A 15,540-nucleotide genomic window follows, 5' to 3' on the forward strand; every position below is an offset into this window, starting at 1 on the left:
AGGGTGATGACTATGCTGCGTTCCATTCTCGAGCGTTTCAAGCCGGGCAAGGGGGCCGTGATCTCGGTGCCTTACTTGTGGCTGCTGGTGTTCTTCCTGGTGCCGTTCCTGATCGTGCTGAAGATCAGTTTCGCCGATCAGGATCTGGCGATTCCGCCGTTCACGCACCTGCTCAAGTACGACGGCGACATGAGCACGCTGAACATCGCGCTCAACCTGTCCAATTTCCTGTTCATCTTCACCAACGAGCTGTATCTCGACACCTACGTGTCGTCGCTCGAGGTGGCGTTGTTCACCACGCTGGCGTGCTTGCTGATCGGCTACCCGATTGCCTATGCCATCGCCCGTACCAACCCGGCCATCCGCAATGTGCTGCTGATGCTGGTGATGCTGCCGTTCTGGACCTCGTTCCTGCTGCGGGTATACGCCTGGATGGGCTTGCTCCAGCCCAACGGCATCATCAACAACCTGCTGATGTCGATGGGGCTGATCAGCGAGCCCCTGGAGATGTTCCACAACCAGTTCTCGCTCTATCTGGTGATGGTGTACGCCTACCTGCCGTTCATGATCCTGCCGCTCTACGCGCACCTGGTGAAAATGGACGTGACCCTGCTGGAAGCGGCCAACGATCTGGGCGCGCGTCCGTTCAAGACGTTCTGGACCATCACCTTGCCGCTGTCCAAGAACGGCATCATCGCCGGCTCGATGATGGTGTTCATCCCGGCGGTGGGCGAATTCGTGATCCCGGAACTGGTGGGCGGGCCGGACGTGCTGATGATCGGCAAGGTGTTGTGGAACGAGTTCTTCGACAACAACAACTGGCCGATGGCCTCGGCGGTGGCGACCATCATGGTGCTGTTCCTGATCGTGCCGATCGCGCTGTTCCACCGCTATGAAACCCGTCAGCTGGAGGGGAAAAATGTATAACGGCAATCCGCTGCCCAAGACGCTCAAGGGGGTGTTGCTGCTGGGTTTCCTGTTTCTCTATGTGCCGATCGTCAGCTTGATCATCTATTCGTTCAATGCCTCCAAGCTGGTGACGGTGTGGGGCGGTTTCTCCACGCGCTGGTACGCCTCGCTGGTGCAGAACGACCAGATCATCTCGGCAGTGACGCTGTCGATCAAGATCGCGCTGGCCTCCGCGACGGCGGCGGTGGTGCTGGGGACCATCGCCGGCTTCGTTCTGGCGCGTTTCGGGCGTTTTCGCGGCAGCACGCTGTTCGCCGGCATGATGACGGCGCCGATGGTGATGCCGGAAGTGATCACCGGCCTGTCGATGCTGCTCTTGTTCATCTCGATGCAGCAGTTCTTCGGCCAACCTTCGGAACGCGGCTTCTTCACCATCTGGGCCGGTCATACCACGCTGTGCATGGCCTACGTCGCCGTGGTGGTGCGCTCGCGCCTGATCGAGATCGACAAGAGCCTGGAAGAGGCGGCGATGGACCTGGGGGCCCGCCCGATGAAGATCTTTTTCCTGATCACGCTGCCGCTGGTGTCGCAGGCCATTGCCTCGGGCTTCCTGCTGTCGATCACGCTGTCGCTGGACGACCTGGTGACGACGTCCTTCCTGTCCGGGCCGGGGGCGACCACGTTGCCGATGGTGATCTTCTCCAAGGTGCGCCTGGGCCTGAACCCGGAGATCAACGCGCTGGCGGCGATCACCGTGCTGCTGGTGGGGATTTTCGTGCTGGTGGCCAACTATCTGATGCTGAGCGCCCAGCGCAACCGGGCGCGTGCCATGGCGGCGGCCATGCGCGAAAACGACGCGCCGACCCCGCCCGGCAACGGTGCGGGAGGCGCGGTGGCGACGGCCCCCTGATGGCTGGTCCGGAGGCGGACGGATTCGCAAGAGTCTGTCCGCCTTCTTGCTTGGGAGCGGCGGATCGTGCGTGGCGGGGAGGATTTCCTGGTAGTGTGCGATGACTGGCGCTAAATTGGCGGCACCGGACATCGATCGATTCCTAACGCTTTACCTTTTCAGGCAATATGCTTAGCTCATGGACACAAAAAACGGTGCGCCCTTGGCAAGCTTCATCGACCTTCTGCTCGACGCTATCTGTATCGTCGATGTCGAGGGGCGCTTTGTTTTCGTCAGCGCCGCCTGCGAGCGCATCTTTGGCTACACGCAAGCGGAATTGATCGGCAAGCCGATGATCGAGCTGGTGCTGCCGGAAGATCGCGCCAGAACGCAGGAGGCGGCCCGCCAGATCATGGAGGGGGATGCCAAGCCGCATTTCGAGAATCGCTATGTGCGCAAGGACGGCCAGGTGGTCCACATCATGTGGTCGGCACGCTGGTCGGAGGCCGACCAGGTGAGGGTGGCCGTGGCCCGTGACATTACCGAGCGCAAGCGGGCGGAGTCGTTGCAGACGGCGCTGTACGCCATTTCCGAGGCGGCGCATGGGGCCGAGGATCTGCTGGCCTTGTTTCAGCATATTCACCACGTCGTCGGCAACCTGCTGCCGGCGCAGAAATTTTCCGTGGCGCTGTACGACGCAGGGCAAGAGCGCCTGAGTTTTCCGTACCATGTCGATGCCCGCAATCATTCCCCGGTGCCGCGCAACCCTGCCACTACCCTGTTGTGCGAAGAGGTCATCCGTACCGGGCAGCCGCTGCTGCTGACCCCCGAGACGGCGGATGCCTTGCCACCGCCTCTCAGGGCCGCGGTCTCCACGGATGCCGCCTGCTGGCTGGCGGTTCCGCTCAACTCGCTCAAGGGCATCATCGGCGCCCTGGTGCTGAAGAGCTATGCTGATGGCGTGCGTTACACCGAGAAAGACAAGGAGTTGCTGCAGTTCGTCTCGGCCCAGATTGCCACTGCGATCGAGCGCAAACAGCTGCATGCCCGACTGCAGCAGATGGCGCAGTACGACGAATTGACCAGCCTGCCCAACCGCCGCTTGCTGTACGGCCGCCTGAAAGCGGCGCTGGCAAGGGCGCGGCGCGAGCAGGGACGCTTGTCCCTGCTGTATCTCGATCTGGACAAGTTCAAGCAGGTGAACGACAGCTTTGGCCACGCCACTGGTGATCTGCTGCTGCAAGAGGTGGCCCGGCGGCTCAGGCAGTGTGTGCGGGAGAGCGATACCGTGGCGCGCATCGGCGGTGACGAATTCGTGGTGCTGCTGGAGAGCATTGCCTTGCCGGAGCACGCCTGGCTGGTGGCCGAGAAAATCCGCAGCGCCCTCGATCATCCGCTGAACCTCGACGGCCGGCACCTGCGCATCCTGCCGAGTATCGGGATCGCGCTGTTTCCCGAGCACGGCGACGAGGAGCAGCAGCTGCTCAAACATGCCGATGACGCCATGTATCGCGCCAAGAAGACGGCGGAGGGCGCTGCGCAACAGCTCGACGACGGCGCACGTGCCGAGTCATCGGTCTAAGCGCGCAGGCGATTCCCGAGGGTGTGGGCCGTTATCGCCGCAGTTGAGGTCATGCCAGGGGAACGCTGCCGCTCTACGCGCGTCAAACACGGGCCAAAGGGTGGTGTGATGCTGCTTTCATCGTCCTGACATCGTCCGGGGCTAACCTGGTGGGACGGGACGGGGTGGCAGGGCCGGGCGCTGGGTGACGGCGACGGCAAGCCTCTGTCTTGTCTGCCGCCGTTGCACGGCTTGCCCTGGTCTGACGCCATCGCCGGTCTCCGTGCCGATGGGAAGGGGGGCGTGGCATGACCCTGTATTTCCAGTTGCTTTCCGCTTCGGCGCGGTATTGGGCACCGTCGGCGGCCTCTTGTGGCGGCGTGTCGAGCGGCGCTCGGGGGCGGCTGTGGCGCGATGGTGGCGCCGGCTCAAAATTCTCCTTGTCATCGTGCGTGATGTTGCTAAAATCCGCGCTCGTTTTGCATCGCAATAACGCACAAAAAGATTGTTTCGCTCCGACATCCCAGGCCCACATAAAAGCTCGCAAGCCCGAAAGCCGCGCACTAAGGAGCGGGGTTCTCCATCGAATCATTGAAGGAAAAACTCATGGCTTGGTCTGTGGCTGAGAGCCGGAGCCTGTACGGCATCCGGCATTGGGGGGCGGGGTATTTCGAGGTTGGGGACGACGGCCACGTCAAGGTCCGCCCCAATACCCGTCAGCAAAACTGCGAAATCGATCTGTACGACCTGGTGCACGCGCTGTCCGACAAGGGGCTGGACCTGCCGCTCTTGGTGCGCTTCCCGGACATCCTGCAAGACCGCGTGACCCGGCTGTGCGGCGCGTTCGACAAGGCCATCGCCGACGTCGGCTACGGCAGCCAGTACACCGCGCTCTATCCGATCAAGGTGAACCAGCAGGAGGCGGTGATCAAGAGCATCATCGCCACGTCGAGCGTCTCCATCGGGCTGGAAGCCGGCTCCAAGCCAGAGCTGATGGCGGTGCTGGCGCTGGCGCCCAAGGGCTGCACCATCACCTGCAACGGCTACAAGGACCGCGACTTCGTGCGCCTGGCCCTGATCGGGCAGAAGCTCGGCCACCGCGTCTTCATCGTGATCGAGAAGGAGGTCGAGGTCGACCTGGTGATCGAGGAGGCGCAGAAGCTCGGCGTGCGTCCGCTGGTCGGCGTACGCGTGCGTCTGTCGTCGCTGAATTCCGACAACCAGTGGGCCGACACCGGCGGCGAAAAGGGCAAGTTCGGCTTGTCGGCGTCGCAGCTGATCGACGTGGCGGGCAAGATGGACGCTGCCGGCATGGCCGATTGCGTGCGCCTCCTGCACTTCCACATGGGCTCGCAGATCGCCAACATCGCCGACTATCGCCTGGGCTTCCGTGAAGCGATCCGCTACTTCGGGGAACTGCGCGATCTGGGGCTGCCGATCGACCATGTCGACGTCGGCGGCGGCCTGGGGGTCGATTACGACGGCACCCACTCGCGCAACGCCAGCTCGATCAACTACGACATGGAAGAGTACGCGCACGTGATCGTGTCGATGCTGGCCGAGTTCTGCGACGAGAACGGCCTGCCGCATCCGCGCATCATGTCCGAGTCGGGGCGCGCCATGACCGCGCACCACGCCGTGCTGATCATGAACGTGACCGACGTTGAGCGTCTGCCGGAAAGCGTGCCGGAACTGGACGATCTGGACATGCTGGCGCAGCCGGTGCGCAAGCTCTACGAGCTGACCCATCTCACCGACGCCGAGATGGTCACCGAAACCTACCACCGCGCCAGTCATTATGTGGCCGAGGTGGCCGAGATGTACGCCGAGGGTCGTCTCCGTCTGAAGGACAAGGCGACGGCGGAGCAGCTCTATTACGCGCTGTGCCGCCGCCTGCATGCGCAGCTACAGCTGACTCACCAGCGCTCACAGCGCCAGGTGTTCGATCAGCTGACCGACAAGATGGCCGACAAGTATTTCTGCAATTTCTCGGTGTTCCAGTCGCTGCCGGATACCTGGGCCATCGACCAGGTGCTGCCGATCATGCCGGTGCATCGTCTCGACGAGCAGCCGACGCGGCGCGCGGTGCTGCAGGACCTGACCTGCGACTCCGACGGCAAGATCAAGCACTACGTCGATCAGCAGAGCATCGAGTCGACCATGGCGGTGCACGCGGTGAAGCCGGGTGACGAGTACCTGATCGCGACCTTCCTGGTCGGCGCCTACCAGGAGATTCTGGGCGACATGCACAACCTGTTCGGCGACACCGACTCGGTCAACGTGTTTGTGCGCGAGGGCTGCCGCCTGGAGTTTTCGGGCGTGGAGGAGCACGACACCATCGAGGACATGCTGCGTTACGTGCACCTGTCGCCGGAGGAAATCCTCAATCGTTACGAGGAAAAGGCGCGTGCCGCCAAGCTGTCGGCCGACGAGCGCAACACCTACTTCGCCGAGTTCTGCCGCGGACTGAAGCAGTCGTCCTACCTGTCGGTCTGATCACCCCGTAATTCCCTTGCCAAAGGTTGGCCGAAGCAACGTCTTCGGCCAACCTTTTTTCGTTTGGGCGGGCAGGAAAGCCGCCGCCGCCGCCCGCTCCGCTCGTTCGGATAACCGAACAGCGCCGAAGACGCCATTCCGCCTATCCGTATCCATGCCGATGTCGTTAAAAAAAACTCAATAAAAACAGTGTGTTGTGACGCCTATTCGGGCCGTAAGGCTGGCACGCTTCGTGCAATATAAGGAGCCGCCGGCCAGGGTGATACCCACCAACCCTGGCGGGCCAACAACAAAACGATTTCCGGCCGCAGCGCAGCAGCGCGCGCGCAGGGACCACCAAACGGTCCACCCCGGTCGCTCAGGCCGGATGGACGAGCAAAGGCGGGGACGGTTGGCAAGACCGGCCCCAACGCCCTGGCCACGACGATGGCCGCGGGGGCAGACCTTCACTGGAGAGGCATTTAGTGAAACTCAATAGACTGACCACTTTCATCCTGGCCGCCATGGTGCTGGGTATCCTGACCGGCTACGTATGGCGCGAGATGGCCACCGACGAGGCCGCGATCAAGTCGTTCGCCGACAACATTTCGATCCTGACCGACGTCTTCCTGCGACTGATCAAGATGATCATCGCCCCGCTGGTGTTCTCCACCCTGGTGGTCGGCATCGCCAAGATGGGCGACACCAAGACCGTCGGCCGCATCGGCGCTAAGACCATGGTGTGGTTCATGACCGCTTCGTTCTTCTCGCTGAGCCTGGGCCTGGTCATGGTCAACCTGCTCAAGCCGGGTGTCGGCCTGGGTCTGCCGCTGCCGGACGTGCACGCCTCCAGCGGCATCGAGGCGGGCGCCATCACGCTGAAGGATTTCGTCACCCACGCCATTCCGAAGAGCGTGGTCGAGGCGATGGGCAAGAACGAGATCCTGCAGATCGTGGTGTTCTCGGTGTTCTTCGGCTGTGCCGGCGCCGCCATCGGCGAGCGCGCCAAGCCGGTGGTCGACATGCTCGACTCCGTTGCGCACATCATGCTGAAGGTGACCGGCTACGTGATGAACTTCGCGCCGCTGGCCGTGTTCGCCGCGATTGCCGCCATGGTGGCCAAGGAAGGCCTGGGCATTCTCGCCACCTACGGCACCTTCATGGCCGAGTTCTATCTGTCGATCGGCGGCCTGTGGCTGGTGCTGATTCTGGCCGGCGGCCTGTTCCTCGGCCGTCGCGTGCTGACCTTGATGAAGATGGTGCGCGAGCCGGCGCTGCTGGCGTTCTCCACCGCCAGCTCGGAAGCCGCCTACCCGAAGACGCTGGAACTGCTGGAGCGCTTCGGCTGCTCGCGCAAGGTGGCCAGCTTCGTGCTGCCGATGGGCTACTCGTTCAACCTTGACGGTTCGATGATGTACTGCACCTTCGCCACCATCTTCATCGCCCAGGCTTACGGCATCCATCTGACGCTGGCCCAGGAAATCACCATGATGCTGATCCTGATGGTGACCTCGAAGGGCATGGCCGGCGTGCCGCGCGCCTCGCTGGTGGTGATCGCCGCCACGCTGTCGCAGTTCAACATTCCCGAAGCCGGCCTGCTGCTGCTGTTGGGCATCGACCACTTCCTCGACATGGGCCGTTCCGCCACCAACGTAATCGGCAATGCTATCGCCGCCAGCGTGGTGGCCAAGTCCGAGGGTGCCCTGGGCGCCGGCGAGCTGGAGGGCGAGGACGACGATACCGATCCGGACGCCGAGGCCGACGACCTGGCACCGGCACGTGCCTGATCCCCGCTCCTAGCTTCATCTCGAACGGCCTCCTGCGCGAGGCCGTTTTCCTTGCAGGGCTGTCTTCGCCGACGGCTCTGTGATAGAACGATACAAGATCGTCTTCGCCGAATCCTCCTAATCGACCCCATCGTGATGCTGCGCATTCCCAAACGTTTTCTGCCCTACCTGCTGGCCGTGGTTTTCGGGCTGATGCTGGCCATCGGCTACATCACCTACCGGGTGAGCGAGAACAGCGGCATCGAGGCGCTGGCCGACAGCGGCACGCGCCAGCTCGAGCTGCACGCGCGCGGGCTCGAAAGCGAGATCGACAAGTACAGTTTCGTACCCAACATCCTCGGGCTGGAGGAGCGCATCCTCAATGTGCTGACCGCGCCCGATCCGTTTCCCGGTCCGCAGGATCTGGCCAACCGCTACCTGGAAGAGCTGAACCAGCAGACCTCGACCAGCACCATCTACGTCATCAACACCGAGGGGCGGGTGCTGGCGTCGAGCAACTGGCGCCGCGCCGACAGCTACGTCGGCGAGGACCTGTCGTTTCGCGACTATTTCCAGGAAGCGCTCAAGGGCGGGCAGGGACGTTCCTACGGCGTTGGCACCACGCGCGCCGAGCCCGGCTACTACCTGGCAAAAGGGCTGAAGAAGAATGGCAAGATCATCGGCGTGGCGGTGGTCAAGGTGCGGCTCGACCAGCTCGAGCCGAGCTGGCAGTGGGCCGACACCGACGCCTTCGTCAGCGACGAGAACGGCGTTATCATCCTGGCCTCGGAGCCGGAGTGGAAGCTGCACACGCTGAATCCGCTGTCGCCGGCACGGCGCGAGGAGCTGGCGCGCAGCCTGCGCTACTACTGGGCGCCGTTGCCCTTGCTGCAGGTGGCGCAGCGCCGGACCCTGGACGTGGGGCTGGAGCGCTGGGCGTTGCAGATGCCGGGGGGCGTCAAGGGGGTGAACCGCCCCACCGACTTCCTGGCGCAGACGCGCAGCCTGAAAGATACCTCGTGGAAACTGACCCTGCTCACCCCGCTCAAGACGGTGCGCAAGACGGCGCTGAGCAACGCCGCGCTGGCGGTGGCGGGCTTTGTCATCCTGGTGATCCTGCTGGTGGCGTGGAACGAACGGCGCAAGGTGCTGGCGGCGCGCTTCGCCGCGCGCGAGGCGTTGGAGCGCGCCAACAGCCAGCTCGAGCGCAAGATCGCCGAGCGCACCGCCGACCTGATCGCCAGCAACGACCGCCTCAAGGCCGAGATCCGCGAGCGTCAGCTCGCCGAGCACACGCTGCGCAAGGCGCAGGACGGCTTGGTGCAGGCGGGTAAACTGGCGGTGATCGGGCAGATGTCGACCAGCATCGCGCACGAACTCAACCAGCCCCTGGCGGCGCTGCGCACGCTGTCGGGCAACACCATGAAGTTCCTGGCGCGCGGCAAGCTGGAGACGGCTTCGGCCAACCTGCAGACCATCAACGAGCTGGTGGAGCGCATGGGCAAGATCACCACCTCGCTGCGCTCGTTCGCGCGCAAGTCGACCGAGCCGATCGGCGAGGCCAGCGTGCTGCAGGCGGTGGACGCCGCGCTGTTCCTGCTGCAGCCGAGGCTGGCCAGCCCGCCGGTGAAGGTGGTGCGCGAGCTAGACGACTGCCGCGTGCTGATCGACCAGACCCGGCTCGAGCAAATCCTGGTCAACCTGATCGGCAACGCGCTCGACGCGATGCAGGCCAGCCCGCGGCGCGAGTTGCAGCTCTCGTTGCGCCTGCTTGGCGAGAACTGCCGGCTGTCGGTGCGCGACAGCGGGCCGGGTTTGCCGGAGGAAGTGCGCTCGCGCCTGTTCGAACCGTTTTTCACCACCAAGCCGGAAGGGCGCGGGCTGGGGCTGGGGCTGGCGCTGTCGGCCGGCATGGCTACCGAGGTCGGCGGCTCGCTGATCGCACAGAACCCGGACGGCGGTGGTGCCGAATTCATCCTGACGCTGCCGCTGGCGGCAGTAAAGCAGAACCATGACTGAAGAAGAATTGTTATCCGTCCTGATCGTCGAAGACGATCCTACCGTGCGCCTGGGCTGCGAGCAGGCGCTGCAGCTGGAAGACATCCCGGTGATCGGCGTGGACAGCGCCGAGGCGGCGCTCAAGCATGTCGGGCCGGATTTCGCCGGCATCGTCATCAGCGACATCCACCTGCCCGGCATGGACGGCATGGCGCTGATGCGCCGCCTCAAGGAGCAGGAGCGCGCGCTGCCGGTGGTGCTGATCACCGGCCACGGCGACGTGACGCTGGCGGTGCAGGCGATGAAGGACGGCGCCTACGATTTCGTCGAGAAGCCGTTCTCGCCCGAGCGCCTGGTGGACGTGGCGCGGCGCGCGCTGGAGCAGCGCCGCCTGACGCTGGAGGTGGCGGCGCTGCAGCGCCAGCTGCACGGCCGCACCGCGCTGGAGCAGCGCCTGATCGGCCGCTCGCCGGCGATCCAGCAGTTGCGCCAGCTGATCATGAACGTGGCCGATACTTCGGCCAACGTGCTGATCCACGGCGAGACCGGCACCGGCAAGGAGCTGGTGGCGAGCTGCCTGCACGAGTACAGCCGGCGCAACGCGCACAACTTCGTCGCTCTCAACTGCGGCGGCCTGCCGGAAAACCTGTTCGAGAGCGAGATCTTCGGCCACGAGGCCAACGCCTTCACCGGTGCCGGCAAGCGCCGCATCGGCAAGATCGAGCACGCCAACAAGGGCACGCTGTTCCTCGACGAAGTGGAAACCATGCCGATCAACCTGCAGATCAAGCTGTTGCGGGTGCTGCAGGAACACAAGCTGGAGCGGCTGGGCTCGAACCAGCTGTTGGACGTCGATTGCCGCCTGATCGCCGCCACCAAGGAAGACCTGGAGCTGCTGGGGCAGCAGGGGCGCTTCCGTTCCGATCTCTACTACCGCCTCAACGTGGTGACGCTGGAGCTGCCGCCGTTGCGCGAGCGGCGCGAGGACATCCCGCTGCTGTTCGAATCGTTCCTGCAGCAGGCGGCGCTGCGCTACGGCCGCGAGGCGCCCGAGGCCGACCGCCAGACGCTGTCGCGGCTGATGGCGCACGACTGGCCGGGTAACGTGCGCGAGCTGCGCAACGTCGCCGAGCGCTTCGCGCTGGGCCTGCCGGTGTTCAAGGGGGCCGCGTCCGGCGACACTCCGCCGCCGAGCTTGGCCGAGGCGGTGGAGGCGTTCGAGAAGGCGATGATCGCCGAGGTGATGCGTCGCCACGACGGCAACCTGAGCCAGACCAGCGTGGCGCTCAACATGCCGAAGACCACGCTGTACGACAAGGTCAAGAAGTACGGGTTGTAAGAGCCTATTCAAGGTCTTTTTCCAGCTGCGCTGGCCCGGCAAATGGCCTGCTGCCAGGCGGACGGCGCAGACCTTAGTCTGGGCAGTTTGCCGAGCCAGCCCTTCGGGGCCGGGTACTACCGGCGCATCGCGTCGTCGTTCGCCCCTGGCCGTGAATGACACGGCGGCGGGACTCTCTTCTCGCGCTGCATCCGGCAGTATCCGGCCGCCGCCGCAAAAAAGACTTGAACAGGCTCTAAGCCCTGACGGGGTTGGCCGAAGACGGTGGCTTCGGCCAACCCCGGGCGGCCCCCTCAGGCTCCCTGGCCGCTGACCTGGAACTTGCCGGTGAGCATGGCCAGTTCGGCGATGGTGTGGCGCGTCTGTTCCACGCTCTGGGTCAGCGCCAGCTGCGCCAGCTGCATGCTGCCCGCCACCGAACCGATGGCGTGGGTGTCGCTGGCGTGCTCCTGGCCGCTGTGGGTCAGGGTGCGGATGGTGTCGATCAGGCCATCGACGATCTCCCGCACCTCGCGGTTCTCTCCGGCCGAGGCTTCGGCCAACCTCAACCCCTCTTCGAGATGGCTCATGCCGCCTTGCATGGTGTCCACCGCGGCGGCGGCCTGGCGCTGCACCTTCTGGATCATCTGGTCGATTTCCTCGGTATTGCGGCTGGTGCGCTCGGCCAGCTTGCGCACTTCGTCGGCCACCACGGCAAAGCCGCGCCCGGCCTCGCCGGCGCGCGCCGCCTCGATCGCGGCGTTGAGCGCCAGGAGGTTGGTCTGGTCGGCGATCTCGTGGATCAGGCTGACCACTCGGCCGATGTCGCGCGTGCTGTTGCCCAGGTCGTTGATGATGTCGGCTGAGGCGCCGACGGTTTGGCGGATGGCCAGCGTCCGGCTGCTGACCTCGGCGAGCTGGCGCCGCGCCGCCTCGGCCTGCTGCGCCATCGCGGCCTGCATCCCGCCGGCGTGATGGTTGGCGTCGTCCAGCGCCGTCATCTGCTGGGCCAGGCCTTCCCGTGTCTTGTCGACGGTGCTGAACACCTGGCCTGCCGCCACCGCGGCCCCGGCGTTGTGTTCGGCCATGCGGCGGTTGTGCTCCTCCAGGTGGCGGCTGACGCGCACCAGCTGCGCCAGCGTGGTGTCGAGGTGGTCGATCAGGCTGTTGACCCACTGCGCCATCACCCCGGTTTCATCGGCCGACAGCTGCTGGCGGTCGATGCGCAGCGTCAGGTTGCCGCCGCCCTCGGCGACGTTGCGGATCATGCCGGAGACGCCGCGCAGACGCAGCGCCAGCGGCCGGGTGCAGAGTTGGCGGAAGGCCGTGGCGCCGGCCAGCAGCATCGCGCCGTAGCCGGCAAGGCGCAGCCACAGCGGCAGGCCGTCGAGCGTCGATGCCCCCAGCGAGGCCGTGCCCAGCACCAGCTGGATCAGCAGAAAGCCACGCATCAGCTGGTAGCTGATCGGGCGGTAGCGGTAGACCTCCTCCAGGTCGGCCTCGCACATCATGCCCCAGGTGTCGGGGGAACCGGGCAGCTGGAAGGTGATCCCCTTGCCGACCACCGGGATGTGGCGGTAGTCGGAATAGCCGGGGTAGGTGACGAACAGGTTCTGCCCCTGGCGGATGGTTTCGCGTACGCCCGGGTGGAGTTGGCCGGTGGCGGGGTCGTTGAAGGTCAATTCGAACTCGGTGTGCTCGCGCACGCTGACCGTGCCGTAGTCGGTCTTTACCCCGTCCTTGAGGTTGTCGCCGCCGGTGAAGGCGCGGTCTTCGAAGCGCGAGCGCGACAGCGCGGTGCCCGGCGCGATGCCGGGGTCGAAGACGGAGCGGACCATGAACAGGTAGTTGTCGCCCGATTCGTGGAAGATGTGGCCGGCCTCGCGCTGGATCAGGTCGCCCAGCACGTCGTTGGGCACCCGTGCGCACAGGCAGCCGAGGGTGTCGCCGCCGCGGTGCAGCGGCAGGTAGAACATCATCGTCACCGCGTCGTGAAAGCGCGAGCTGCGCGCCCCCAGCGCGCGCGTCTCGGCGTCCAGGTAGGGGCCGTGCAGCCAGCGTTGCTGCAGACCCTTGTCGAGCGCCGCCGCCGGCACGCCCGGCTGGCCGCAGCGGCGTGGGGCGGTGGACGCCAAGACGCGGTTGGCGGGCGACACCACGAACAGCTCGGTGACCTCGGCCAGGCTCTGGTAATAGCCACCCAGCAGCGCAGGCCAGTCGGCGGCGGGCTGGCTCGCTAGCTGTTCGCTCAGACCGGCCAGCGCCTGCCAGTGCTGCTCGGTCCATTGCGTCAGTGCTCTTACCCGGGTGCGGGCGAAGCTGTCGAACACGTTTTCCATCGTCGCGTAGCGGTCGCGGCTGAGAAAGCACGACCAGCGCATCGCGAGCTTGCCGGTCTTGCCAAACAGCGGCAGCCAGCGGCGCTCGGCCGCGCTCAAGTTCATCTGTCCGCTCTGTAATGACGACATGGTTTTCCCCTTTGGCTTGTTGTTGCTGTGACAACAAGCAAAATCGGTTCCCGTGCTATTCCAAAGGCGTAGTCCATTTGGCGTATTGCGAACTCTTCGATTATGAAAAATGGGCGGTCATGGTGCATGCCATGGTGCACGGCTGGTGCGGCGCACCACGAGCGGGCGTATCGGCGATGGATTGAGCGTCCCCGTCATTGAACGCATAATTCCTCATCTTCCAACGCAGACCACGATAATCATGACTTCCCCAACCACCGACCCCGTCGCCGCCATCCTGGCCGACTATCCGGTGCTGATCCTGGACGGCGCCCTGGCCACCGAGCTGCAGCAACGCGGCTGCGACCTCAACGACCCGCTGTGGTCGGCGCGCGTGCTGATCGAAGAGCCCGAGCTGATCCGCCAGGTGCACGAGGATTACTTCGCCGCCGGCGCCGACGTCGCCACCACCGCCAGCTACCAGGCCACCTTCGAAGGCTTCGCCCGGCGCGGTTACGACGCCGAGGCGGCAGCCGCGCTGATGCGCCGCGCCGTCACGCTGGCGGTCGAGGCACGCGATGCCTTCTGGAGCGACCCGGCGCACCGTCAGGGTCGGCCGAAACCCCTGGTGGCGGCCTCGGTCGGCCCGTACGGCGCGATGCTGGCCGACGGCTCGGAATACCGCGGCGATTACGGCCTCGGCGAACAGCAGCTGATGGATTTCCACCGTCCGCGCCTCAAGGTGTTGCTCGAGGCCGGCGCCGATCTGCTGGCGTGCGAGACCATCCCCTGTCAGGTCGAGGCGCGCGCCCTGGCGCGGCTGCTGGCCGAGGAATTCCCGTCCGCCCGTGCCTGGATCAGCTTCAGCTGCAAGGACGGCGAGCATACCTGCCAGGGCGAGAAGCTGGCCGATGCCGTGGCGGAGCTCAATGAGGTGGAGCAGGCGGTGGCGGTGGGGGTGAACTGCACCGCGCCCGAGTTCATCCCGGCGCTGGTGGCCGCCGCCCATGGCGCCACCACCAAGCCGCTGCTGGTCTACCCGAACTCCGGCGAGCATTACGACCCCGAGCACAAGTGCTGGCATGGCCACGCCGACGCCAACCGTTTCGCCGAGGCGGCGCGCGGCTGGCACCAGGCCGGGGCGCGCCTGATCGGCGGCTGCTGCCGTACCACGCCGCAGGACATCCGCGCGGTGGCGGAGTGGGCGCGGCCGGCTGCCGGGCACTGAGCCCCGCGGCGGCTTGGCGGACGCCTCGAGCCGTCTGGTCCGGGCAGGCTGTGCCACACGAGAAACCCGATCGATTTGATCGAGTTTTTTCGTTGCGGGCTGGCGGCGGCGTCAGTGTCTCGTAGCCGGTTTACGCTCTCGCCAACGCAAGCGAGGCAAGGCAAAAGCGGCCGAGGAGGCCGGAGTTCGCACGTGGCAAATGAGCATTCCGAAGACGTTTTCGACGCCGTATCGCCGCAGCGCAGCAGATCGTCAACCGGTTCTCAGGTCTGCAGCCGGTAGCCCACGCCCAGCTCGGTGAGCAGGTGCTTGGGCTGTGACGGGTCGTCTTCCAGCTTCTGGCGCAGGTGGCCCATGTAGATGCGCAGGTAGTGCGGGCGCTCGACGTAGTCCGGGCCCCAGGTGTCGAGCAGCAGCTGGCGGTGCGTCAGCACGCGGCCCTGGCCCTTGATCAGCGCCGAGAGCAGGCGGTATTCGACCGGGGTCAGGTGCACCTCGGTGCCGGCACGGCTGACGCGGCGCTGCGGCAGGTCGACGCAGACCTGGCCGAAGCTGATCCGGCTCTGCCCCGCGGCGGCGGTGGCGCCGCGCCGCAGTTGGGCGCGCAGCCTGGCCAGCAGTTCCGGCACGCCGAAGGGCTTGACCAGATAGTCGTCCGCCCCCTGATCGAGCGCGGCCACCTTTTCCTCTTCCTGGTGGCGTGCCGACAGCACCACGATCGGCACCGCCGACCAGCCGCGCAGCTCGCGGATCACCTCGCGCCCGTCCATGTCCGGCAGGCCGAGGTCGACAATCACCAGCTCGGGCTGGCGCGTGGCAGCCTCGATCAGGCCGCGTCCGCCGCTGTCGGCTTCGAACACGGCAAAACCTTCCGCCTCCAGCGCGGCGCGCAGGAAGCGGCGGATTTGCGGGTCGTCCTCGATGATCAGCAGGCGGCGGTCGTTCATTG

Annotated in this window: 10 protein-coding genes; 8 read left to right on the forward strand and 2 right to left on the reverse strand. The window is 65.5% G+C overall.

The features are described 5' to 3' along the window. Window positions 1-6: 6 nt before the first annotated feature. The 7 genes from FURADRAFT_RS08930 to aauR all read left to right on the forward strand — a co-directional run bounded on the left by FURADRAFT_RS08930 (window position 7) and on the right by aauR (window position 10,937). Window positions 7-927, forward strand: a complete 921-nt coding sequence (locus FURADRAFT_RS08930; protein ID WP_008953805.1) for an ABC transporter permease subunit — start codon at window positions 7-9, stop codon at window positions 925-927. Then, entirely contained in the window at window positions 920-1,819 is a 900-nt protein-coding gene (locus FURADRAFT_RS08935) for an ABC transporter permease subunit (protein WP_008953806.1), read from the forward strand. The genes FURADRAFT_RS08930 and FURADRAFT_RS08935 overlap by 8 nt, the downstream gene beginning before the upstream one ends. A 178-nt stretch (window positions 1,820-1,997) precedes the next feature. Then, on the forward strand, window positions 1,998-3,380 hold the full coding sequence (locus tag FURADRAFT_RS08940; protein ID WP_008953807.1) for a sensor domain-containing protein: 1,383 nt from the start codon (window positions 1,998-2,000) through the stop codon (window positions 3,378-3,380). Window positions 3,381-3,965: 585 nt separating this feature from the next. Continuing rightward, the gene (gene speA, locus FURADRAFT_RS08945; protein WP_008953808.1) at window positions 3,966-5,855 is read left to right on the forward strand and encodes an arginine decarboxylase; all 1,890 of its coding nucleotides are present in this window, start codon (window positions 3,966-3,968) and stop codon (window positions 5,853-5,855) included. Between the two features lie 464 nt (window positions 5,856-6,319). Beyond that, entirely contained in the window at window positions 6,320-7,621 is a 1,302-nt protein-coding gene (locus FURADRAFT_RS08950; protein ID WP_008953809.1) for a dicarboxylate/amino acid:cation symporter, read from the forward strand. A 135-nt stretch (window positions 7,622-7,756) separates the two neighbouring features. Then, the gene (locus FURADRAFT_RS08955; protein WP_008953810.1) at window positions 7,757-9,619 is read left to right on the forward strand and encodes a sensor histidine kinase; all 1,863 of its coding nucleotides are present in this window, start codon (window positions 7,757-7,759) and stop codon (window positions 9,617-9,619) included. After that, on the forward strand, window positions 9,612-10,937 hold the full coding sequence (gene aauR / locus FURADRAFT_RS08960; RefSeq protein ID WP_008953811.1) for a two-component response regulator AauR: 1,326 nt from the start codon (window positions 9,612-9,614) through the stop codon (window positions 10,935-10,937). The genes FURADRAFT_RS08955 and aauR overlap by 8 nt, the downstream gene beginning before the upstream one ends. Before the next feature lie 293 nt (window positions 10,938-11,230). Here aauR and FURADRAFT_RS08965 read toward each other — a convergent pair whose 3' ends face one another. Beyond that, complete coding sequence (locus FURADRAFT_RS08965; RefSeq protein ID WP_040652658.1) at window positions 11,231-13,384, reverse strand: methyl-accepting chemotaxis protein; 2,154 nt, start codon at window positions 13,382-13,384, stop codon at window positions 11,231-11,233. Between the two features lie 241 nt (window positions 13,385-13,625). On the opposite strand from FURADRAFT_RS08965, the gene mmuM reads away from it, so the two are divergent. Next, window positions 13,626-14,591 carry a homocysteine S-methyltransferase gene (gene mmuM / locus FURADRAFT_RS08970; protein ID WP_008953813.1) on the forward strand — a complete coding sequence of 322 codons (966 nt, stop codon included), beginning with the start codon at window positions 13,626-13,628 and terminating at the stop codon, window positions 14,589-14,591. A gap of 263 nt (window positions 14,592-14,854) precedes the next feature. Here the strand turns inward: mmuM and kdpE are convergent, their stop codons facing one another. Next, window positions 14,855-15,538: a two-component system response regulator KdpE gene (kdpE, locus tag FURADRAFT_RS08975; protein WP_008953814.1), complete on the reverse strand. Its 684-nt coding sequence runs from the start codon at window positions 15,536-15,538 to the stop codon at window positions 14,855-14,857. Between the last annotated feature and the right edge of the window lie 2 nt (window positions 15,539-15,540).

Source organism: Pseudogulbenkiania ferrooxidans 2002, assembly GCF_000174355.1.
Classification (GTDB): Bacteria; Pseudomonadota; Gammaproteobacteria; order Burkholderiales; family Chromobacteriaceae; genus Pseudogulbenkiania; species Pseudogulbenkiania ferrooxidans.

Coding starts and splice junctions, on each gene's coding strand:
- aauR (WP_008953811.1), top strand. CDS start 9,612: ATGACTGAAGAAGAATTGTTATCCGTCCTGATCGTCGAAGACGATCCT.
- kdpE (WP_008953814.1), bottom strand. CDS start 15,538: ATGAACGACCGCCGCCTGCTGATCATCGAGGACGACCCGCAAATCCGC.
- mmuM (WP_008953813.1), top strand. CDS start 13,626: ATGACTTCCCCAACCACCGACCCCGTCGCCGCCATCCTGGCCGACTAT.
- FURADRAFT_RS08965 (WP_040652658.1), bottom strand. CDS start 13,384: ATGTCGTCATTACAGAGCGGACAGATGAACTTGAGCGCGGCCGAGCGC.
- FURADRAFT_RS08940 (WP_008953807.1), top strand. CDS start 1,998: ATGGACACAAAAAACGGTGCGCCCTTGGCAAGCTTCATCGACCTTCTG.
- FURADRAFT_RS08930 (WP_008953805.1), top strand. CDS start 7: ATGACTATGCTGCGTTCCATTCTCGAGCGTTTCAAGCCGGGCAAGGGG.
- FURADRAFT_RS08955 (WP_008953810.1), top strand. CDS start 7,757: ATGCTGCGCATTCCCAAACGTTTTCTGCCCTACCTGCTGGCCGTGGTT.
- speA (WP_008953808.1), top strand. CDS start 3,966: ATGGCTTGGTCTGTGGCTGAGAGCCGGAGCCTGTACGGCATCCGGCAT.
- FURADRAFT_RS08935 (WP_008953806.1), top strand. CDS start 920: ATGTATAACGGCAATCCGCTGCCCAAGACGCTCAAGGGGGTGTTGCTG.